The following is a 21084-nucleotide window of genomic DNA, read 5'->3' on the forward strand; positions in this document are numbered from 1 at the left end:
ACACGACCGGCTGGACCACCGAGTGGTGGTCCAGCCGGTTCTCGGCCGTGAGCGGCTCAGCCCTGGCCGGGTGTGAACGGAGCCGACATGCCGCGACGGGCGTTCGGCGACTCCGCCGCGCGGCTCGCCGCGCTGGCGGCGGCCGCGAGGAGAGCGGCGAGCGCGCCCGTGATGACGTTGTTGACGATGGTCTTGGTCGTGCTGACATCGCCCGCCACCACCCACGGTGCGACGATCGTCCACAGACCCAGGGCGCAGGCTCCCCACGCCATGCTGTGGGTGCGCTCGTAGGCCCGGCCGAACCCGCCGCTCATGAGCAGGGCGTAGGCGAGTCCGACGAGCAGGTTGGTGACGGCCAGGGTGGACAGTCCGTTGAACCCGGTGATCCACGGGGACGCCGCCAGGTAGATGCCGGTGAGGAAGGCCAACGTGCCGAGGGCCTGCCCCTGTGGTGTGCTGGTGGCGCGCTCGGCCATCTCATGGCGCTGACGCATCTCGACGATGTCCGGGTGCGTCTCCATGGACGGCCGGGGAGTGGTTGCCATTGTTTTCTCACCTCGGGACGATTAATGGTTGGCCAGACTGCGGCGGGTACCCAGGCGCTGCGCCGGAATCGGATTTTCCGGCTTTTATTTCTCTTTCGACCATTTCATGCTGAAGCGTCTCTTCTGTCTCCCTTGCTCACTTGCGGCTCTGCTCCCTTGCGGCTTGTCGATGTCACGAGAGCGGCGGATGCGTAGTCGCCGGTCACCTGGGAACCCTGGGTTGGGTGGTCCGTAATCGTGCGTCGTGTGAGGAGAAGCAGTACATGTCGACCACCCAGGCCCAGGTACTGATCGCACGCCGGGGAGGTGGTGCGTGATGTGCGGCCTGAGCGGAGAAATACGGTTCGACGGCGAACGGCCCGATCTCGCGGCCGTCCGGCGCATGAGTGACCGGCTCGCCGCCCGTGGCCCCGACGGCCGGGGGGTGTGGTCGCAGGGCCCGGTGGCGCTGGCCCACCGGCGACTGAAGATCATCGACCTGTCGGAGCTCGGCGCCCAGCCGATGACCGACGCCGAGCAGCAGGTCACCGCCGTCTTCAACGGATGCATCTACAACTACCGGCAGCTGCGCGAAGAGCTGCTCGGCCTCGGTCACCGATTCGAGTCGACCTCCGACACCGAGGTCATCCTGAAGGCGTACCGGCAGTGGGGGACCGCCTGCGTCGACCATTTCCACGGGATGTTCGCCTTCGCGCTCGCCGAGCACCGGACCGGCCGTCTGATCCTGGGACGTGACCGGCTGGGCATCAAGCCGCTGTATCTCGCCGAGACGCCCGGACGCCTGCGGTTCGCCTCGTCGCTCCCGGCCCTGCTCGCGGCCGGTGACGTCGACACCTCGCTGGATCCCGTGGCCGTTCACCAGTACCTCAGCTGGCACGCCACGGTGGCGGCGCCCCACACCGTGCTCAACGGTGTGCGCAAGCTGCCGCCGGCCACCGTGCGGGTGGTCGAGCCGGACGGCAGCCACCGCGACCACCGCTACTGGCAGCCGTCGTACACCCGCCGCCCCGAGTACGCGGACATGGGGCCGGACGAATGGCGGGACGCGGTGCTCGACGCCCTGCGCACCGCCGTACGCAGGCGGATGGTCGCCGATGTGCCGGTCGGGGTCCTGCTCTCCGGCGGCCTGGACTCGAGCCTGATCGTCGCGCTGCTGGCCGACGAGGGACAGCGGGACCTGGCGACGTTCAGCGTGGGCTTCGACTCGGAGGGCGGCACCGACGGGGACGAGTTCCCCTACTCCGATCTCATCGCCCGGGAGTTCGCCACCGACCACCACCGGCTGCGCGTGCCCTCCGAGCGGGTCTCGACCGCCCTCGACGGGGCGATCGCGGCGATGAGCGAGCCGATGATCAGCCACGACGTCGTCGCGTTCCACCTGCTGTCCGAACAGGTGGCCAAGGAGGTGAAGGTCGTCCAGAGCGGGCAGGGAGCGGACGAGGTCTTCGCCGGCTACCACTGGTATCCGCAGCTGGCCGCCGCCGACCGGGCCGGGGCGGCCGACCGGTACGCGGAGACCTACTTCGACCGGCCGCACGCCGACCTCGCCCGCATCCTGCAACCCGACATGCTCCCGCCGGACGACGTCTCCGGCCGCTTCGTCACGGATCACATGGCGGCGCCGGGCGCGGACACGGCGCTCGACGCCGCCCTGCGACTGGACACGCACGTCATGCTCGTCGACGATCCGGTGAAACGGGTCGACAACATGACCATGGACTGGGGCCTGGAGGCCCGCGTGCCCTTCCTGGACCATGAACTCGTGGAACTGGCGGCGGCCTGCCCGCCGGAGCTGAAGCTCGCCGACGGCGGCAAGGGCGTACTGAAGGAAGCGGGCCGCAAACTGCTGCCCCACGACGTGATCGACCGGCCCAAGGGATACTTCCCCGTCCCGGCGATCACCCATATGGCCGGGCCCGTCCTGGAGCGGGTCCGCGACACCCTCCAGGCTCCTCAGGCGCGGCAGCGCGGACTCTTCCAGGACGCGTACGTCGCCGAACTGCTGGCGGCACCCGAAGAACACCGGACCAAGCGCGGGGCGAACGCCCTGTGGCAGGTGGCTCTGCTGGAGACATGGCTTCAGACGCACGGAATATGACGGGCGAACGCATCAGCTCCGGCGCGGACGGCACCGACGCGGCGGCCGCCCAGCGACGCACGGATCTGTTGTCGGCGCGCAGCCCCTGGGGAGCTGCGGCGGACCCGGACGGGCAGGTGCTCCCCCCGGCCTTCACGGATCCGGACGTGCGGCCCGTCCCGCATGCCGCCCTGGACCCGGAAGTGCGTCGCATCCCGCACGCCGCGCTGGACCCGGACGGGCGAGGCGTCCCGCACGCCGCCCCCGCCCACATCCCCCTCACCGACGCCTCGGGCCCCCGCGAGGGCACGACACGGCTCACCGCACACGGCTGCTGGTACCCGTCGGCCGACCCCGCCGGAGCGCAGGTGGCCTTCATCTGCGACCGGGGAGGCGTACCCCAGTTGTGGGCCGGGCCCGTCGACGGCGGTGAGGTGCGGCTCCTCGACGCCGGACCCGACCCCGTCCGCGAGGTCTCCTGGTCGCCCGACGGCCGCTGGATCGCCTACACCACCGCCCCCGGCGGCGGAGAGCACTCACGGGTGCTGTGCGTGCGCCCCGACGGCACCGACCGCCGCATCCTGGCCGGAGCCGAGCCCGGCACCACGGCCTACCTCGGCTGCTGGGCGCACGACGGATCGGCCGTCGCGGTCACGGTGGCCGTCCCGACCGGCCCGCCCGTGGACGCGGCCGCCCCGGCAGCCGTCGGACACGGCGGCCCCGGCAGCGGCCTGCCGCCCGGCTGGTCGGGTCGCGGCGGCGACGCCGTACTCCTCGGACCGATCCCGCTCACCACGACGGAACCGAGGCCGACGCCGCGAGCCGATGCCCCGGTGCCCGCCGAACCGCGGAGCAGCCGCATCGCCGCCCTGCTCACCACCGCGCCCTACGGCCGGGCGGCGTCCGCCCAGGACGATCCACGGCACCTCCGGTTCACCGCGACCGCCGGATTCGGCGACGGGCTGTCGGCCTACCTGATCGACCCCGACGGCGCGGCCGCCCCCGTCCTGCTGGCCACCGAGCAGGACGCGGCGACGCTGCGCGTGTGCGACCTCAGCCCCGACGGCGGCCTCGCGCTCCTGCGCCGCGGCCCGCGCGGACGGCGCGAGGCCGTCGTGGTCCGCACGACCGATCTCACCACGACGTGCGTGGTGCCCGTGGCCGACGGCGATCCGTGGATCGGCCGGTTCTCCCCCCAGGCGGACACCCTGTGGCTGCGCAGTGACGCCGAACGCGAGTTCGCGGCCCTGATCGCCGCACGACTCGACGACGAGGGCCGCCCCGGGGACTGGTCCGTCGCGGTGGAGCGAGCGGGCAGCGAACTGGAACTGCTCGCCTTCGCCGACGACGGCCACACCGCGGTACTGGCCTGGAACGTCCGGGGCGCGAGCGAGACGGAGATCGTCGACCTGCCTGCCTCCGGTACGCCCACGGACGGTGTCGGCGCACCCCGTCCCGTGCCGCTGCCGCACGAAGTGGTCACCCGCATCGTCGGCGCCGGCCGGGGACGACTGCTGCTCGCGCTGTCCGGATCGCAGCGCCGCCCCGGTGTCTGGTGGCTGTCCTTCGGTGTCGAGCTGGTCCGGACGCCGTGGTCGTCGCGGGACGAGGACGCGGTGCCGCCGGGCCGCTCGCCGGTGCGGCCGGTTCCGGTCGGGGTGACCGCACGGGACGGGCTGGCGTTGCACGGCTGGTACTACCGCGCGCCGGGCCGCGGCCCCGGCGAACCCGCTCCCTGCGTGATCCACCTGCACGGCGGCCCCGAGGAACAGGAACGCCCCGTCTTCAACCCCCTGTACCACGAGATCCTCGGACGCGGGCTCGACATCTTCGCACCCGACGTGCGCGGCTCCTCCGGGCACGGACGGTCGTTCGTGGACGCCGACCTGGGCCGGGGCCGGTTCGCCGCACTGGACGACGTGGCCGACTGCGCCGCCCACGCCGTCCTGGCGGGCCCCGCCGATCCCGCACGGCTCGCGGTGATGGGCCGCTCGTACGGCGGCTACCTCACCTTCGCCTCACTCGTCTGGCACCCCGACCTGTTCCGCACCGGGGTGGCGGTCTGCGGCATGTCCGACTTCGCGACGTTCTTCGAGGGCACGGAACCGTGGATCGCGCAGTCCGCGGCTCACAAGTACGGGCATCCGGAGCGGGACAGCGAGCTGCTGCGCTCGCTGTCGCCCATGACCCGGATCGACGCGCTGCGCGTCCCCGTGCTCGCCGTGCACGGGGAGCACGACACCAATGTCCCGCCGCGGGAATCGGAGCAGTTCGTGCGGGCGGCGCGGGAACGCGGCCGGGCGGCCGAACTGCTCACGCTGCGCAACGAGGGCCACGACTTCCTGCGCGCCGACAACCGCCGCCTGTTCCGCCGCGCGGCCGCCGACTGGCTCCAGCGGCACCTCGTCGACCGACCGGCGAGTGGCTGACCCCACGATCGTCCGCCGCTGAGCCCTGCACCTTCCCGCCGCGGTTCCCCTCAGAGGGCTCGCGGGTCTCCGAATCTGTGGGTACATGGCTCCACGGACATGGCGCTGCGCCCGCCGACAACGAACACCGGTGCTGCGCCCGGCCCCCGGCACCGCACGCACCGAGCTGAGCTGCTGCTCGTCGGGCAACGCTCTCTCACGCTCAGTCCTCGGTGACGCGGATGATCGTGCGGCCGGGAATGCGCTCTCGTGTGGTGAAGGCGGCGACTGCCTCGGCCAGCGGCCGAACCGCTCCGACCCGGACCCGGAGCCTGCCGTCCCGCACTCGCTGGGCGAGGTCGGCGAGGCGTGCGCGGTCGGGTTCCACGACGAAGAAGACGGCCTGCCCGTCGTCGGGGCGCACGGTGGGCGGCTGGGCGATGGTGACCAGCGTGCCGCCGGGGCGCACGAGGGTGGCCGAGCGGTCGAGGATCTCGCCGCCAATGACGTCGAACACGACGTCGACCTGGCCGGCCTCCTCGAACCGGTCGGCCTCCAGGTCGAGGAACGCATGGGCCCCCAGTTCGAGGACCGTCTCCCGATCGGCAGAGCGGCCCGCGCCGATCACCCGGGCGCCCGCTTCGACAGCGAGCTGGACGGCGATCGAGCCGACCGCGCCGGCTGCGCCGTGGATCAGGACGGACTGGCCGGTGGCGAGCCGGGCATGGTCGAACAGGCCCTGCCAGGCGGTCAGCCCGGAGATCGGCAGTGCGGCGGCCACCGTGTGGTCGACGTCGGCGGGGAGCGGGGCCAGATTGCGGGCTTCCACGGCGACGTACTCGGCGAGCGACCCGTTGCGGGCCCAGTCGGTCAGCCCGAAGACCCGCTGTCCGACGGTGAGGCCGGTCGTGCCGAAGCCGAGTTCCGCCACCACCCCCGAGACCTCGTGTCCGGGCACGCTCGGGGTGCGGTCGTGTCCTGCGCGGTCGGTCCAGGTGGCGGGCCAGTCGAGTTCTCCTCGGGTGAAGCCCGCGGCGTGCACGCGCACGATGACGTCGTTCTCGGCGGTGTGGGGATGGGGGAGGTCATCGAGGGTCAGCCCCCTGACCCCTGCCTCGCGGTCCCGGACGGTGATGGCTTGCACGAGCATTCCCTTTCCAGGCCCGTGGGCCCTGGCACATGGATGACGGAGGCTGGACACGGACACGTGAGCGGCTCTGCAGAAGGAATTCCCGCAGTCATTCGTCGACGGCCTCAAAGACCGAGAAGCCACGGTCGAGAGGAACCTCTGCGCGTGGGCGGCGCCGATGAGGCCGGAGGTCCGGCGCACCCCCGCGAGGCTGTCGGTCATGATGTCCGTGCTTTCCGATGCGATAGGCGACGAGTGGGACGTGCGTCCTTTGTCCACGGTGTCGGCCACGGGGCCCCGGCGCCGCCTCGGTCGGGCCGTGAACCACTCGGATCCGGTCACCTCAGGATGGGCCTGTGGGCTCCGGCACGCATCGGGTGGCGATCCTCGTCCACGATGGTCAAGCTGCCGGTGTCCGCGACGGGCGCCGACGGGGCCTCCTCGATCGGCCTGCGGATCGCGCCCGAGGGGGGACGTGATGGGGAGGGTTGCGCTACGCGGGCCGAGACGGGGTAGAGGGCACGGCGAGCGGCTGAGGAGCCGTGAGGAGGAGCTGAACATGACCGACGACGCCTACCTGTTTCTCGTGGACGAGACGACCGCGCACCTGGGCGTGCCGCCGACCGCGCTCGGTGACCTGTCGTGCATGGACACATCGGCGGTCGGCGCCTGGCTCGCGGCTCACGACGTGACCGCGACGTCGCCGCAGCTGCGGTTGCTGCCCCCGGAGGAGACGGGGTCGATCCCGCAGGACGCGGAACGGCTGCCCGTGCCGCTCACCGACGAGGAGCTGAGCCGGCTGCGCCACCGTTCGGCGCCCGAATCCTTGGCGGCGCTGGAGGACGAGCTGCTCGCCTACCGCGACTGCACCGACGGCCGTGACAGGTTGCTCACCCGGGCCCTGGCCGCAGGCGTGCCTCCGCACCGTGTCGCCGAGCTGACCGGAGAGAATCCGTCCGTGGTGGACGCGGCCGCTCGGAAGTGACGGACGGCGCCGCCCGGGCCGGCGAGCGAGCCGTTGCAGGTGACGGGTGTCAAGGGAGTACCGGCGAGCGGGGTGAGGGTCCCCGTAGTCGACGGCGAGGTGACCCAATCCAACCACTCCGGGAACATGCACCTGATCGCGGGCGTGGAGGGCTGGTTCGCCTGACGGGCCGCACCCGCGCGGTGACGCCCAGGTCGAAGGCCCGGAACTGGTTGGTGGTCCTCCACCTGTGCGCGACCGACGGGGGAGGAGGAGCCGGCCGACGTGACCGAGCTGCCGCAGGTCAGGCGTTGGCCGGGGCGCAGCCGCCGTCATCACGCCGCCGTCCTCGACGCGCGCGGCGACAGGGACCTTTGCATACTGCAAGAGCGGGTACCCGCATGCAGCGGCAGCGGACAGAGGTCCGCCAAGGCCCTCTGTCCCATGTGCGACGTTGCATTGCAGGAAGGCGGACACTCCTGATGACCGACACAACCCCCCTCGATGTCTCCGCCCTGGACGTCACCGGACTCGAGGCGGCGCTGCGGGAGACCGTGGACGCCGAGGTGCGGTTCGACGCCGGGAGCAGAGGCGCCTATGTCACCGACGGCTCCAACTACCGTCAGGTGCCGATCGGCGTCGTCGTCCCCCGTTCCGTCGAGGCGGGCGCGCAGGCGGTCGAGGTGTGCGCGCGCTTCGGTGCACCGGTCCTCTCCCGCGGCGGCGGCACCAGCCTGGCCGGGCAGTCCACCAACACGGCGGTGGTCATCGACTGGACGAAGTACTGCCACCGCCTGGTCTCCGTGGACCCCGACGCCCGCACCTGTGTGGTCGAACCGGGCATCGTCCTGGACGAACTCAACCGGCTTCTCTCCGATCACCCGCTGCAGTTCGGACCCAAGCCCTCCACGCACAGCCACTGCGCGCTGGGCGGCATGATCGGCAACAACTCGTGCGGCGCGTCCGCGCAGGCCTACGGCAAGACGGTGGACAACGTACGCCGGCTGGAGATCCTCACCTACGACGGACTGCGCACGTGGGTGGGTCCGACGTCCGAGGCCGAGCGGGCGAGGATCGCCGCCGAGGGCGGTCGGATGGCCGAGATCTACGCCGGCCTGGACCGTGTCGTCACCGAGTACCTCGCCGACATCCGCCGCGGCTTCCCGAAGATCCCGCGCCGCGTGTCCGGATACAACCTCGACTCCCTGCTGCCCGAGAACGGCTTCGACCTGGCCAAGGCGCTCGTCGGCAGCGAGGGCACCCTGGTCACCGTCCTGCGCGCGGAACTGGATCTCGTGCCCGTGCCGCCGTACCAGTCGCTGCTGGTCCTCGGTTACGACGACATCTGCGCTGCCGCCGACGACGTGTCCCACCTGCTGGAGCACTGCTCGCCCAGCCAACTCGAGGCGCTGGACGGCCGGATGGCGCAGCTGATGCGGGAGGAGGGCGCCTACCTCGACTCCCTCAAGGTGCTTCCCGAAGGCGACAGCTGGCTGATGGTGCAGTTCAGCGGTGACAGCCAGGAGGACGTCGACGAGCAGGCCCACGCACTGCTGCGCGCCGTCGGCCGCGACGAGAAGGACCCCCGGGTGGCGTTCTCCGACGATCCGGCGCGCGAGGACAAGATGCTGAAAGCCCGCGAGGCCGGGCTCGGTGTCACCGCGCGGCCACCGGACGGACGGGAGACCTGGGAGGGCTGGGAGGACTCCGCCGTACCGCCGGAGCGGCTGGGCGACTATCTGCGGGACCTGAAGGCGCTGTTCGAGGAGTTCGACTACGACCACCCGTCCCTGTACGGGCACTTCGGGCAGGGGTGCGTGCACACCCGTATCCCCTTCGGGCTGAAGACCGCCGACGGCGTCGCCCGCTACCGCCGTTTCGTCGAGCGGGCCGCCGACCTCGTCGCCTCCTACGGAGGGTCCCTGTCGGGCGAGCACGGCGACGGCCAGTCCCGCGGCGAACTGCTGACCCGCATGTTCGGCGAACGGCTGGTGACCGCCTTCGGCGAAGTCAAGCGGGTGTTCGACCCGGGTAACCGGATGAACCCCGGCAAGGTCGTCGACCCCAACCCGGTCGACGGGCAGCTGCGCCTCGGCCCCACCTGGCGGCCGGCCAGCCCTGAGACCCACTTCCAGTATCCCGAGGACGAGCACTCCTTCACCCGCGCGGTGATGCGCTGCGTCGGCATCGGCAACTGCCGCAGTCACTCCGGTGGCGTGATGTGCCCGTCGTACCGGGCCACGAGGGAGGAGGAACACTCCACGCGGGGGCGTGCCCGGCTGCTGTTCGAGATGCTCGGCGGTCACGACGACTCGCTGATCACCGAGGGCTGGCGCTCCACCGAGGTCAAGGACGCCCTCGATCTGTGCCTGGCCTGCAAGGGCTGCAAGTCTGACTGCCCCGTGAACGTCGACATGGCCACCTACAAGGCCGAGTTCCTCTCCCACCACTACGAGGGGCGTCTGCGGCCCGCCGCGCACTACTCCCTGGGCTGGCTGCCGCTCTGGGCCCGGCTCTCGCGTCTGGCCCCCGGTCTGCTCAACACCCTGCTGCAGGCGCCGGTGCTGTCCGCGCTGGGCAAGCGGCTCGCCGGTGTGGCCGAGGAGCGCACGCCGCCGATGTTCGCGCCCCAGTCCTTCCTGCAGTGGTGGCATGAGCGCGGGGCGGAGCAGCCCGACCCGGCGGACCCGCGCACGGTGGTGCTGTGGCCCGACACCTTCAGCACCTACTTCCACCCCTCCATCGCCATCTCGGCCGTGCGGGTCCTGGAGGACGCCGGTTTCCGGGTCGCCGTGCCCACCGAGCCCGTCTGCTGCGGCCTGACGTGGATCTCCACCGGGCAGCTCGGCGTCGCCCAGAAGACGCTGCGGCGCACCCTGGCCGTGCTGCGCCCCTACCTCGAGGCGGGCACCCCGGTCATCGGCCTCGAACCCTCCTGCACCGCGGTGTTCCGGGCCGACGCCGTCGAGTTGATGCCGGCCGACCAGGACGTCAAACGGCTCGCCGGGCAGGTCCGCACCTTCGCCGAGCAACTGGTGCACCACGCACCGGACGGCTGGCGACCGCCCCGGCTGACCCGGCAGGCGACCGTGCAGACGCACTGCCACCAGCACGCCGTCATGAAGTTCGACGCCGACCGGGAACTGATGCGCCGCGCGGGCATCGACGCCGACGTCCTGGACGAGGGCTGCTGCGGCCTGGCCGGCAACTTCGGCTTCGAACGCGGCCATCACGAGGTCTCCATGGCCATCGCCGAGCAGGGCGTCCTGCCCGGTGTGCGGGCCGCGGCCCCCGGCAGCCTGGTGCTCGCCGACGGATTCAGCTGCCGCACCCAGATCGAACAGGGCGACACCGACCGCCGGGCCCTGCACCTGGCCGAGGCGCTTGCCCTAGGCCTCGACGGGAACCTGCCGAGCCGGGAGCCCGAACGACTGGCGACACGGCCCGCGCCGCCCTCGCGCACCGCCCGGTGGGCGGTCACCGCGGGCGCGGCGGCCCTCGCCGCATCGGCCGCCACCGCGACCCTACGCACCGCCTACAAGCATCTGCGCACCCGCTGACCGGCCCACCCGGCCAGGGCCCCGCGTGCTGCGCCGACACTCTTCGGAAAGGTCCTCGAACATGTCGATGAAGGTCTCCGACCACGTCCTCGAACGTCTGCGTGACTGGGGAGTCGAGCATGTCTTCGCCTACCCCGGCGACGGCATCAACGGCCTGCTCGCGGCCTGGGGCCGCGCCGACGACAACCCCCGGTTCATCCAGGCCCGCCACGAGGAGATGGCCGCCTTCGAGGCCGTGGGCTACGCCAAGTTCTCCGGCAAGGTCGGCGTCTGCGCGGCCACCTCCGGGCCCGGCGCCATCCACCTGCTCAACGGCCTGTACGACGCCAAGCTCGACCACGTCCCGGTCGTCGCGATCGTCGGCCAGACCAACCGCAGCGCCATGGGCGGCTCCTACCAGCAGGAGGTCGACCTGCTGAGCCTGTACAAGGACGTGGCCTCCGACTTCTGCGAGATGGTCACCGTCCCCGAGCAGCTGCCCAACGTGCTCGACCGGGCGATGCGCACCGCCATGGCACGGCGGTCCGTCACGGCCGTCATCATCCCCGCCGATGTGCAGGAACTGGACTACTCGCCGCCCGAGCACGCCTTCAAGATGGTCCCCTCCAGCCTCGGCATGCCCCACTACGCGCCGGTCCCCAGCGACGAGGACATCACGCGTGCCGCCGAGGTCCTCAACGCCGGCGAGAAGGTCGCCATCCTGGTGGGACAGGGCGCCCGCGGCGCCCGTCAGGAAGTGATGGCGGTCGCCGAACGCCTCGGCGCGGGCGTCGCCAAGGCGCTGCTCGGCAAGGACGCCCTGGACGACGACCTGCCCTACGTCACCGGCTCCATCGGACTCCTCGGCACCCGGCCGTCGTACGAGATGATGACGGACTGCGACACCCTCCTCGTCATCGGCTCCTCCTTCCCCTACACGCAGTTCCTGCCGGAGTTCGGGCAGGCGCGGGCCGTGCAGATCGACATCGACCCGCACATGGTCGGCATGCGCTACCCCTTCGAGGTCAACCTGGTCGGTGACGCCCGCGCGGCCCTGACCCGGCTGCTGCCCCTGCTCAAGGCGGGCAAGAACAAGGGCTGGCGCAAGAAGATCGAGAAGGACACCGCCCGCTGGTGGGAGGTCATGCAGCGGCGGGCCGAGGTCGACGCCGACCCGATCAACCCGGAGTACGTGGCACACGCCCTCAACGACCTGCTGCCCGACAACGTCATCCTCGCCTCCGACTCCGGCTCCGCCGCCAACTGGTACGCCCGCCACCTCAAGCTGCGCGGCGCCATGCGGGGCTCGCTCTCCGGCACCCTCGCCACGATGGGACCGGGCGTGCCGTACGTCATCGGCGCCAAGTTCGCGCACGGTGACCGCCCGGCGATCGCGCTGGTGGGGGACGGCGCGATGCAGATGAACGGCATGGCCGAACTGATCACCGTCGCCAAGTACTACCGCGAATGGGAGGACCCGCGCCTGATCGTCGCCGTCCTCAACAACCAGGACCTCAACCAGGTCACCTGGGAGATGCGCGCCATGGCCGGCGCCCCGCAGTTCCTGCCCTCCCAGTCGATCCCCGACATCCCCTACGCCGACTTCGCCCGCCTGATCGGCCTCAACGGCATCCGGGTCGAGAAGCCCGACGACGTCCGGGGCGCCTGGGAGGCCGCGCTGGCCTCGGACACACCGTGCGTCCTGGACTTCGTCACCGACCCGGCCGTCCCGCCGATCCCGCCGCACGCCACCCTCGACCAGATCGAGGCGGCGGCGACCTCGATCCTCAAGGGCGACAGCGACCGGACGGGCATGGTCCGCCAGGGCTTCAAGGCCAAGGTCCAGGAGTTCCTGCCCGGCGGCCGGCACCGCGAGGACCGGCCCGGCACGGAAGGACGCAAGTGAGCCACGCCGTGGAGCGCGTCGGCACCCACGTGTGCGGCGGCGCACACGATCCCGGCGCCACCCGCGCACCGGACCGCGTGAGCGCAGGAGACGGCGACCGATGAGCACCACCACGCCCTTCCCGCCGCACGCGCTGCACGACTACGCGCTGCTCGCCGATGGGGAGCGCGGCGCGCTGATCGGACCCGACGGAGCCGTGAACTGGCTGTGCGCGCCGACCTGGCACGACGACGCCGTCTTCGCCTCCCTCATCGGCGGCGCGGGCGTCTACGCCGTGACCCCGCGCGGCCGCTGGGTGCCCGGCGGCTACTACGAGGAAGGCACGCTGATCTGGCGCAGCCGCTGGGTCACCACCGACGGCGTGGTCGAATGCCGGGAGGCCCTGGCCTTCCCCGGCGACGCCCACCGGCTGGTCCTGCTGCGCAGGCTGTGCGCCGTGCACGGGAGCGCCCGCGTCAGGGTCGTCCTCGATCCGCGTGCCGACTACGGCCGCGCCCCCGTGCGGTCCACGCACCGCTCCGACGACGGCCTCTGGCACCTCGACACCGGCCGCTACAGGCTGCGCTGGCAGGGTGCTCCGTCGGCTGTCGTCAGCGCCGAGGGACTGACCGCCGACCTGCGGCTCGAGTCCGGCGAGATCCACGACCTGGTCCTGGAGTGCTCCGACGCGCCGCTGCCGCACGATGCGCCCGTGGCCGAGCGGGCCTGGGCCGACACGGAGCGGGCCTGGCAGCGGACCGTGCCGGGGCTCGAGCACACCGCCGCTCCCGGCGACGCACGCCGCTCCTACGCCGTCCTGCGCGGCCTGACCGCCCACAGCGGCGGCATGGTGGCCGCCGCCACGACCAGCCTGCCCGAACGCGCCGAGGCCGGCCGCAACTACGACTACCGCTACGTCTGGATCCGTGACCAGAGCTATGCCGGGCAGGCCGCGGCCGCGGTCGGCGCCCCCGGCCTCCTGGACCCCGCCGTCCGGTTCGTGGGCGCCCGCCTGCTCGCCGACGGCCCGCGTCTGACGCCCGCCTACACCGTGCACGGTGGCCCCGTACCGGACCAGTACGAACTCGACCTGCCGGGCTACCCGGGCGGCTCCAGCCGGATCGGCAACCGCGTCGAGAAGCAGTTCCAGCTGGACTGCTTCGGCGAGGCGCTCCTGCTGTTCGCCGCCGCCGAACGCCACGGCCGGCTCGACGGCGACGGCTGGAAAGCCGCCGAGATCGCGGTCAGGGCCATCGCCGAGAGGTGGCGCGAGCCGGACGCGGGCATCTGGGAACTCGACGACAGGCCCTGGACGCACAGCCGCCTCACCTGCGTCGCCGGGCTGCGCGCCCTGGCCGACGCGGCACCGCGCCGGCCGCTCGCCCGCACCTGCACCGACCTCGCCGACACACTGTTCGCCGACACCGCGGCCACCAGCGTGCACCCCGACGGGCACTGGCAGCGCACCCCCGACGACACCGCGGTGGACGCGGCCCTGCTGCTGCCCGCGCTGCGCGGCGCCCTGCCCGCCGACGACCCGCGCACCCGAGCGACCCTGGCCGCCTGCCGCGAGCACCTGACCCAGGACCACTTCATCTACCGGTTCCGCCACGACGACAGGCCGCTGCAGGAGGCCGAGGGCGCCTTCCTGCTGTGCGGCTTCCTCATGGCGCTGGCCGAGCACGAGCAGGGCAACGCCGTCGAGGCGCACCGCTGGTTCGAACGCAACCGCGGTGCCTGCGGAGCGTCCGGACTCTACGCCGAGGAATTCGACATCGCCCAGCGGCAGTTGCGCGGCAACATCCCACAGGCGTTCGTCCACGCCGTGCTGCTGGAGACCGCCGCCCGCCTCGCCCACGACCCCGCACACCGCCACGCAGGGAGCTGAACCCCATGACCGAGACCGTCGTCATCACCGGCGCCAGCGCCGGTATCGGCCGGGCCACCGCCCGCCTGTACGCCGGCCGAGGCGCCGACATCGTCCTCGTGGCCCGGGGCCGGGCCGGACTGGACGCGGCCGCCGAGGAAGTCGAGTCCCTGGGCGGACGGGCGCTGGTGCAGGAGACCGACGTGGCCGACCCCGACCAGGTGGAGGCCGCCGCCGCGGCCGCCGAGGAACGGTTCGGCCCCATCGACGTCTGGATCAACTGTGCCTTCAGCACCGTCTTCGCGCCCTTCGAGGAGATCACCGCCGAGGAGTACCGGCGGGCCACCGAGGTGACGTACCTCGGCTTCGTCAACGGCACCCGGAGCGCGCTGAAGCGGATGCTGCCCCGCGACCGCGGCACGATCGTGCAGGTCGGCTCCGCGCTGGGGGAGCGGTCGGTACCGCTGCAGTCGGTGTACTGCGGAGCCAAGCACGCCATCAACGGCTTCACCTCCTCGCTGCGCACCGAACTGCTGCACCGCGGCAGCAACGTGCACATCACGATCGCCCAGATGCCGGCCGTCAACACCCCGCAGTTCTCCTGGGTGACCAGCCGGCTGTCCAAGCACCCCCAGCCCGTCCCGCCGATCTACCAGCCGGAGGTCGCCGCCCGCGGTGTCGTGTACGCCGCCGACCATCCGCGCCGCAAGCAGTACTACGTCGGTGCCACCACCCTGGCCACCGTCTGGGCCAACCGATTCTTCCCGGCTCTGCTGGACCGCTACCTGGCCCGCACCGGCTTCGACGCCCAGCAGACGGACACGCGCCCGCCGACCGGCGTCAGCAATCTGTTCGAACCGGCGGACGCCGCCGCCGGCACCGATCACGGCGCCCACGGCATGTTCGACGACGAGTCGCACGGCCGGTCCTTCGAAGCCGCGCTGACCCGCCATCCGGCCGCAGTGGCCTCCGTTGTCGCCGTAGCCGCCGCGGCCACCGCGAAGGCCGCCCTGAACCGTCGCGGCAGGTGAACGCGCGGACCGGCGGAGCACGCAGATGAACGCGGGAGCCGAGGGAGGAGTGCGACGCGATGTCCGAGGACCAGCCGAGATCGGACGCTGCGCTTTCCTCGGCGCCCGGCGCGGGCGGCGGGGGCCTGGACCGGGAGGCCGAAGACATCACCGTGGCCCTGATGGCCGCGTCGCGTCTCATCGTCGCGCTCTCCGCACGAGCCCTCGCCTCGGTGGACGTGCCCCTCACACTGCCCCAGCTGCGCTCTCTGGTGACGCTGCGCACCCGCGGCCCGATCACCCTGACGACCCTGGCGGCCGACCTGGAGGTCAACCCCTCCACCGCCCTGCGGATGGTGGAGCGTCTCGAAGCCCAGCAACTCGTCGATCGACGGGCCAACCCCGGCAACCGCCGCGAGACCCTGCTCCAGCTGACCCCGAAGGCGCAGGAACTGGTCGACCGGGTCCTGCACCACCGGCGCACGGCGATCCGCGCCCTGGTCGAGCGGCTCCCCGGACGAGAGCGGGCCGTCCTCGTCCCGGCGCTCACGGCCCTGACCACCGCCGCTGACGAACTCGACCTCGTCCCGGAACCGTCGAGCGACGTCGGCCGGCTCGCCGTCACGGAAGACGACCCGCTGAGCCCGTCACCTCCGCCGGAGGGCGACGCCGGTCGGTGACACAGTCCCCGGACCTGGCGAAAGGCGCCCAGGCCGGTGCCGGTGGCCGGCCCACGCACCGCCTCGTCGGGGGAATGCCCGCCTAGGAGACGGGCAGACGGGAACGAACGGGTGCGCGGCTGCCGACCGGCCGCGTCGGGGAGGGGCGTGGTCGTGCGTATATGGCAGGAGAGTACGGAGGTCGGTCCGCGACCGGGTCACATGTCGCCGCTGGGTGCCACCTTCGACGGCGCGGGGACGAACTTCGCCGTGTTCTCGGAAGTGGCGGACCGGGTCGAGCTGTGTCTCTTCGACGAAGACGGCACCGAGGAGCGCATCACGCTCAAAGAGGTGGACGGTTTCGTCCACCACATCTACCTGCCGGACGTCGGCCCGGGCCGGCGTTACGGCTTCCGGGTGCACGGACCGTACCGGCCGGAGCGCGGTGAGCGCTGCAACCCGGGCAAGCTGCTGCTCGACCCGTACGCCAAGGCGATCGAGGGCGAGGTCGAGTGGAACGAGGCACTGTTCCCCTACCACTTCGGCAACGCCGGCCGGCGCAACGACCTCGACTCCGCGCCGTACGTCCCGAAGTCGGTGGTGGTGAACCCGTACTTCGACTGGGGCAGCGACCACCCGCCGCGGACCCCGTACCACGAGACCGTCGTCTACGAAGCCCACGTGAAGGGCATGACCAGGACCCACCCGGCGATACCGGACGCCATGCGCGGCACGTACGCCGCGCTGGCGCACCCGGCCATGGTCGACTACTTCGTCAAGCTGGGTGTCACCGCGGTGGAACTGATGCCGGTCCACCAGTTCGTCCAGGACCATGCGCTGGTCGACAAGGGCCTGTCGAACTACTGGGGGTACAACACCCTCGGCTTCTTCGCCCCGCACAACGCCTACTGCTCGTCCGGGCAGCGGGGCGAGCAGGTGCAGGAGTTCCGCGCGATGGTCAAGACGCTGCACGAGGCCGGCATCGAGGTCATCCTCGACGTCGTCTACAACCACACCGCCGAGGGCAACCACCTGGGGCCGGTGCTGTCGCTGCGCGGCCTGGACAACGCGGCCTACTACCGTCTGTCCGAGCAGGACCCGCGCTACTACTGGGACACCACCGGCACGGGCAACAGCCTGCGGATGAACCATCCGCACACGCTCCAGCTGATCATGGACTCGCTGCGGTACTGGGTCACCGAGATGCACGTCGACGGCTTCCGCTTCGACCTGGCCGCCACCCTCGCCCGCCAGTTCCACGAGGTCGACCGGCTGTCGTCGTTCTTCGACCTCGTCCAGCAGGATCCGGTGATCTCCCAGGTGAAACTCATCGCCGAGCCGTGGGACGTGGGCGACGGCGGCTACCAGGTCGGCAACTTCCCGCCGCTGTGGACCGAGTGGAACGGCAAGTACCGCGACACGGTCCGTGACTTCTGGCGGGGCGAGGGCGGCACACTGGGGGAGTTCGCCTCCCGCCTGACGGGCTCCTCCGACCTCTACCAGAACGACGGCCGCCGCCCCTACGCGTCGGTCAACTTCGTCACCGCCCACGACGGCTTCACCCTGCGCGACCTGGTGTCGTACAACGGCAAGCACAACGAGGCCAACGGTGAGGGCAACCGCGACGGGGAGAGCCACAACCGCTCCTGGAACTGCGGCGCGGAAGGCCCCACCCGCGACCGCGACATCCTCGCCCTGCGCGCCCGCCAGCAGCGCAACCTCCTCGCCACCCTGCTGCTCTCCCAGGGCGTGCCCATGCTGCTGCACGGTGACGAACTCGGCCGCACCCAGCACGGCAACAACAACGCCTACTGCCAGGACAACGAACTGACCTGGATCGACTGGCAGGACGCCATCGAGGGCAGCGAACTGCTGGACTTCACCCGCAGGCTGATCACTCTGCGCCGCGACCACCCCGTCTTCCGCCGCCGGCGGTTCTTCAAGGGACGCGCTCCCCGGGGAACGCGTACGGAGGCGAAGGACATCGCCTGGTTCACCCCCGCCGGGCAGGAGATGACCGACGGGGACTGGGAGACCGGGTTCGCCAGGTCCCTGATGGTCCATCTCAACGGCAAGGCGATCACGGAACCGGACCTGCGGGGCCTGCGGGTGGAGGACGACTCATTCCTCCTGCTGTTCAACGCGCACAGCCAGGCCCTCACCTTCACGCTGCCGGAAGACCTCGGCCCCTGGTGGGCGGTGGAGGTGGACACGGCCATCCCCTACGTCGAGTACCGGCCGCTGATCAAGGGCGGCAGCGACGTCGAGGTCGAAGCCCGCGCCATGCTCGTCCTGCGCAGCCACCGGCACGGCTGACCGTCCCGCGGAGCGCACGGAAAGGACTTCCGGCCCGTCGCCGGCGCGAGGCGACGGGCCGGGCAGCGGGTCAGGCGGCCAGCACCTGAGCCGTGCCGGTGGACGCACCCCGGCCGGCGCGCAGGCGTTCCAGCAGGGCGTCGGCGGCGGCGAGAGCCTCGTCCACCGAACGCGTGCCGGTCATGACGCACAGCGTGTAACCGGTGTCCTCGAGTTCCCGGCTGGAGTGGCCGGTGGGCTGCAGGTCGTGACGGAACCGGGCCTCGGCGAAACGGGCCAGCACCGCACGCAGTTCCTTCTCCGCGGGCAGCAACACAGCGACACCCTCTCTGCACAGGCGAGCCGTTACCGGCCCTCGCGACACGTGAGCGCGCACCCCGCCGGGAACACGGCAGTTGACCTGGAGCACACGCTTGATCCGGTGAGTCGTGTGCCCCGGCGGAATCACGGTATGCACACGGCGTGCAGCGCTCCGCCGACCTCACCGGCCCCGGCCGCCCCGGCCGCAACGTCAGGGAGGCCCTTCGTCACCCATGGTCGGTGGCGGGGGAGTGTCGAACCGGACGGAGATCTTCTCGAACCCCTTGAAGGACTCCGTCGTCGCATAGGAGCGGTAGGCACGCAGGTCGCCGGTGGCGAGATGGACCCGGTCGGTGAACGGTGTGAGCAGGCTGCGCGGCCACAGCCGCAGGCAGCGCACGGCGATGACCTCGGCCGCGGTCAGGTACACGACGGCGGCGAGGTAGATCCAGGCGAGCAGGCCGAGCACGATGCCGAACATGCCGTACGTCGCCGTGGTACCCCGCAGCACGTGCCCGACGTAGTACGAGCCGCCCCACTGCAACGCCTGCCAGGCGCACGCGGCCCCCAGAGCCGGTCCGTACATCGGGCGCCGCGGCAGCTCGCGGTGGGTCATGAGCCGGTAACTGACCAGGAGGAGAGCGGCATTGACGACCACTCCCGCCGCACCGACGGCGATCCGCAGGCCCAGCGCGAGGCGGGTGCCGAAGATGCCGGTGGCGGATTCCGCGGTGGACAGTGCCGTCGTCAGGACGAGGCCGACGGCGAGCAGGATCAGGAAGGACAGGCTCTTCACCCGTGAGCGCAGCGGGTCGGGCCGGGCATGCCGCGGTACGGCGAAGATCTTGTCCAGGGCGTGCTGCACGGCCTGGGCCACCCCGAGAGCGCCGTAGATGCTGCCGACGACGCCCACCGCGAGGGCGGCGCCGCTGCCGTGGAAGGAGTGGATGTTCTGGCCCAGCTGGTCGCCGATCACCGGGAACTCGCCGAGCGCCGAGTGGAGCACCGAGTGCTGCAGGTCCGGGTTGCCGTGCAGGGCGGCGCTGAGAACCGCCACCAGGAAGAGCAGCAGCGGAAAGAGGGAGACGAAGCCGTAGTACGCCAGCAGGGCGGCGAGATAGGTGGCCTGGTCGTCGAAGAACTTGTACACCACGGCCAGCGGCACACCCGCCCACCGGTGCCGTCGCTGATATCTGTCCAGCCGGGCCAGCACGTCCATGTGCGCTCCCACAACCCTCGGGGGCGAGTCCGTCCCTCGGTGACGCCCGCAGCATTCCGGTGCCCTGCCGGACCGATCCCACACTGCCCGCGGAAGGGGCCGTGGGATCACCGGCCGCTGTCCCGCAGGCCCGACCTGTCAGCGTCGTCGCGGCAGGCGGCGCAGCGGCATCTCCAGGGCCAGCCGCAGCTGCGGCTCGAACAGGCGGATCACCTCCTCGCGGCTCATCGAACCGACAGGCTGGAGCCGCAGCAGGTAGCGGGTGGTGATCAGACCCGCGAGCACGCTGGAGAACGCGGCCGCACGCCTGCGCGCGTGCACCCCGCCGGCGAGCTCGGCGAGCCGCTGCACGATCTCGCCTTCCAGTGCCTCCTTGACCAGCGCCGCGACCGCGTCGTCCTGCACGGCGCTCTTGAACATGGCGACCAGGGCAGGACCGGACTCCGGGGCCTCCCACACCGCGGTGACCCTGAGCAGGGTCCGCCTCCGCGGCGATTGACCGCATAGTGACCGAACGGTACCCGTGCTCCAGGAAGCGCCGGCGGGCGACGGCCACGATCTCCTGGCGCGTGTCCGGTCGTCCTGGCCTCGTCACGAGCGGTGCCTGCCGTTCCGCGAAGCTACAGTGGCCGAGCCGAAGGAGGGGACATGGGGATCGAACTGGAGCTGCACTCCGCGCGTCCCACGCGCAAGGGGTCGTCTCGGGAGACCTTGTTCCGGGGCTCCTACGAGCACGGTGAAGCGTTGGCGAGGGCGCTGAGCACGCTCGACCCGCATGACGCGGGACCGCTCGGACGGGTGGATCCCTATGGCGACACGCTGTTCAACGAGCAGGAAGCTCAAGTCGCCGGTCACCACGTCTCCGCCCTGGTCCGGCGGTGCACGGACGAGGGGCAGAAGTCGGCCCCGCTCGACCTTGCCGAACTCCTCGAAGCGTGCGCGGCGACGCCGGGCAGCTACGTGTGGTTCGTGGGTGACTAGCCGTAAGGATCGAAGCGGGACGCGACCACGAGCGGTGGCGCGAGCCTTTCCCCCGGTCGCTTCGCGACGGTTGGAGAGTGCGGCACCGGCCGGCTGCTCTGCTCCGGCGCGGCGCGCCTCGATCCTGTGAGCGGCTGCTGGTGGAGTATCGGTCGCGGGCGGCCTCGCCACGGGCCGTCCGGCAC

Annotated in this window: 15 protein-coding genes; 10 read left to right on the plus strand and 5 right to left on the minus strand. The window is 71.7% G+C overall.

Features of this window, described 5'->3' with window-relative positions:
• Window positions 1-56: 56 nt before the first annotated feature.
• Window positions 57-545, minus strand: a complete 489-nt coding sequence (locus AB0J12_RS05645; RefSeq protein WP_363262915.1) for an SPW repeat protein — start codon at window positions 543-545, stop codon at window positions 57-59.
• A 316-nt stretch (window positions 546-861) separates the two neighbouring features.
• Between AB0J12_RS05645 and AB0J12_RS05650 the strand changes: the two genes are divergently transcribed.
• Window positions 862-2643 (plus strand): N-acetylglutaminylglutamine amidotransferase, encoded by a 1782-nt coding sequence (locus AB0J12_RS05650; RefSeq protein ID WP_363262916.1) that lies wholly within the window; start codon window positions 862-864, stop codon window positions 2641-2643.
• The gene (locus AB0J12_RS05655) at window positions 2640-5051 is read left to right on the plus strand and encodes a prolyl oligopeptidase family serine peptidase (RefSeq protein WP_363262917.1); all 2412 of its coding nucleotides are present in this window, start codon (window positions 2640-2642) and stop codon (window positions 5049-5051) included. Before AB0J12_RS05650 ends, AB0J12_RS05655 begins: the two co-directional genes overlap by 4 nt.
• A gap of 202 nt (window positions 5052-5253) precedes the next feature.
• On the opposite strand, the gene AB0J12_RS05660 is transcribed toward AB0J12_RS05655, so the two are convergent.
• A complete protein-coding gene (locus tag AB0J12_RS05660) occupies window positions 5254-6174 on the minus strand; it encodes an NADP-dependent oxidoreductase (protein WP_363262918.1) in 921 nt (306 codons plus the stop codon).
• A gap of 544 nt (window positions 6175-6718) precedes the next feature.
• Here AB0J12_RS05660 and AB0J12_RS05665 point away from each other — a divergent pair.
• The 7 genes from AB0J12_RS05665 (at window position 6719) to glgX (ending at window position 18399) form a co-directional block, all read left to right on the plus strand.
• Window positions 6719-7144: a DUF6003 family protein gene (locus AB0J12_RS05665; protein WP_363262919.1), complete on the plus strand. Its 426-nt coding sequence runs from the start codon at window positions 6719-6721 to the stop codon at window positions 7142-7144.
• Between the two features lie 461 nt (window positions 7145-7605).
• The gene (locus AB0J12_RS05670; protein WP_363262920.1) at window positions 7606-10683 is read left to right on the plus strand and encodes an FAD-binding and (Fe-S)-binding domain-containing protein; all 3078 of its coding nucleotides are present in this window, start codon (window positions 7606-7608) and stop codon (window positions 10681-10683) included.
• 61 nt (window positions 10684-10744) lie between these two features.
• Window positions 10745-12568, plus strand: coding sequence for a thiamine pyrophosphate-requiring protein (locus AB0J12_RS05675; RefSeq protein ID WP_363262921.1), 1824 nt, complete (start codon window positions 10745-10747; stop codon window positions 12566-12568).
• Window positions 12569-12668: 100 nt separating this feature from the next.
• Window positions 12669-14435 (plus strand): glycoside hydrolase family 15 protein, encoded by a 1767-nt coding sequence (locus AB0J12_RS05680; protein ID WP_363262922.1) that lies wholly within the window; start codon window positions 12669-12671, stop codon window positions 14433-14435.
• Window positions 14436-14440: 5 nt separating this feature from the next.
• Entirely contained in the window at window positions 14441-15445 is a 1005-nt protein-coding gene (locus AB0J12_RS05685; RefSeq protein WP_363262923.1) for an SDR family oxidoreductase, read from the plus strand.
• A gap of 59 nt (window positions 15446-15504) precedes the next feature.
• Window positions 15505-16104: a MarR family transcriptional regulator gene (locus AB0J12_RS05690; protein ID WP_363262924.1), complete on the plus strand. Its 600-nt coding sequence runs from the start codon at window positions 15505-15507 to the stop codon at window positions 16102-16104.
• Window positions 16105-16305: 201 nt separating this feature from the next.
• The gene (gene glgX / locus AB0J12_RS05695) at window positions 16306-18399 is read left to right on the plus strand and encodes a glycogen debranching protein GlgX (protein WP_363262925.1); all 2094 of its coding nucleotides are present in this window, start codon (window positions 16306-16308) and stop codon (window positions 18397-18399) included.
• Between the two features lie 70 nt (window positions 18400-18469).
• On the opposite strand, the gene AB0J12_RS05700 is transcribed toward glgX, so the two are convergent.
• From AB0J12_RS05700 to AB0J12_RS05710, 3 genes are all read right to left on the minus strand, one after another.
• Window positions 18470-18715, minus strand: coding sequence for a DUF5133 domain-containing protein (locus tag AB0J12_RS05700; RefSeq protein WP_363262926.1), 246 nt, complete (start codon window positions 18713-18715; stop codon window positions 18470-18472).
• A gap of 195 nt (window positions 18716-18910) precedes the next feature.
• The gene (locus AB0J12_RS05705) at window positions 18911-19918 is read right to left on the minus strand and encodes a YihY/virulence factor BrkB family protein (protein ID WP_363262927.1); all 1008 of its coding nucleotides are present in this window, start codon (window positions 19916-19918) and stop codon (window positions 18911-18913) included.
• 138 nt (window positions 19919-20056) lie between these two features.
• Window positions 20057-20395: a hypothetical protein gene (locus tag AB0J12_RS05710; protein ID WP_363263217.1), complete on the minus strand. Its 339-nt coding sequence runs from the start codon at window positions 20393-20395 to the stop codon at window positions 20057-20059.
• 171 nt (window positions 20396-20566) lie between these two features.
• Between AB0J12_RS05710 and AB0J12_RS05715 the strand changes: the two genes are divergently transcribed.
• Window positions 20567-20899 carry a hypothetical protein gene (locus AB0J12_RS05715; RefSeq protein WP_363262928.1) on the plus strand — a complete coding sequence of 111 codons (333 nt, stop codon included), beginning with the start codon at window positions 20567-20569 and terminating at the stop codon, window positions 20897-20899.
• The last annotated feature ends 185 nt before the right edge of the window (window positions 20900-21084 follow it).

It is taken from the genome of Streptomyces sp. NPDC049915 (assembly GCF_040656475.1).
Taxonomy (GTDB): domain Bacteria; phylum Actinomycetota; class Actinomycetes; order Streptomycetales; family Streptomycetaceae; genus Streptomyces.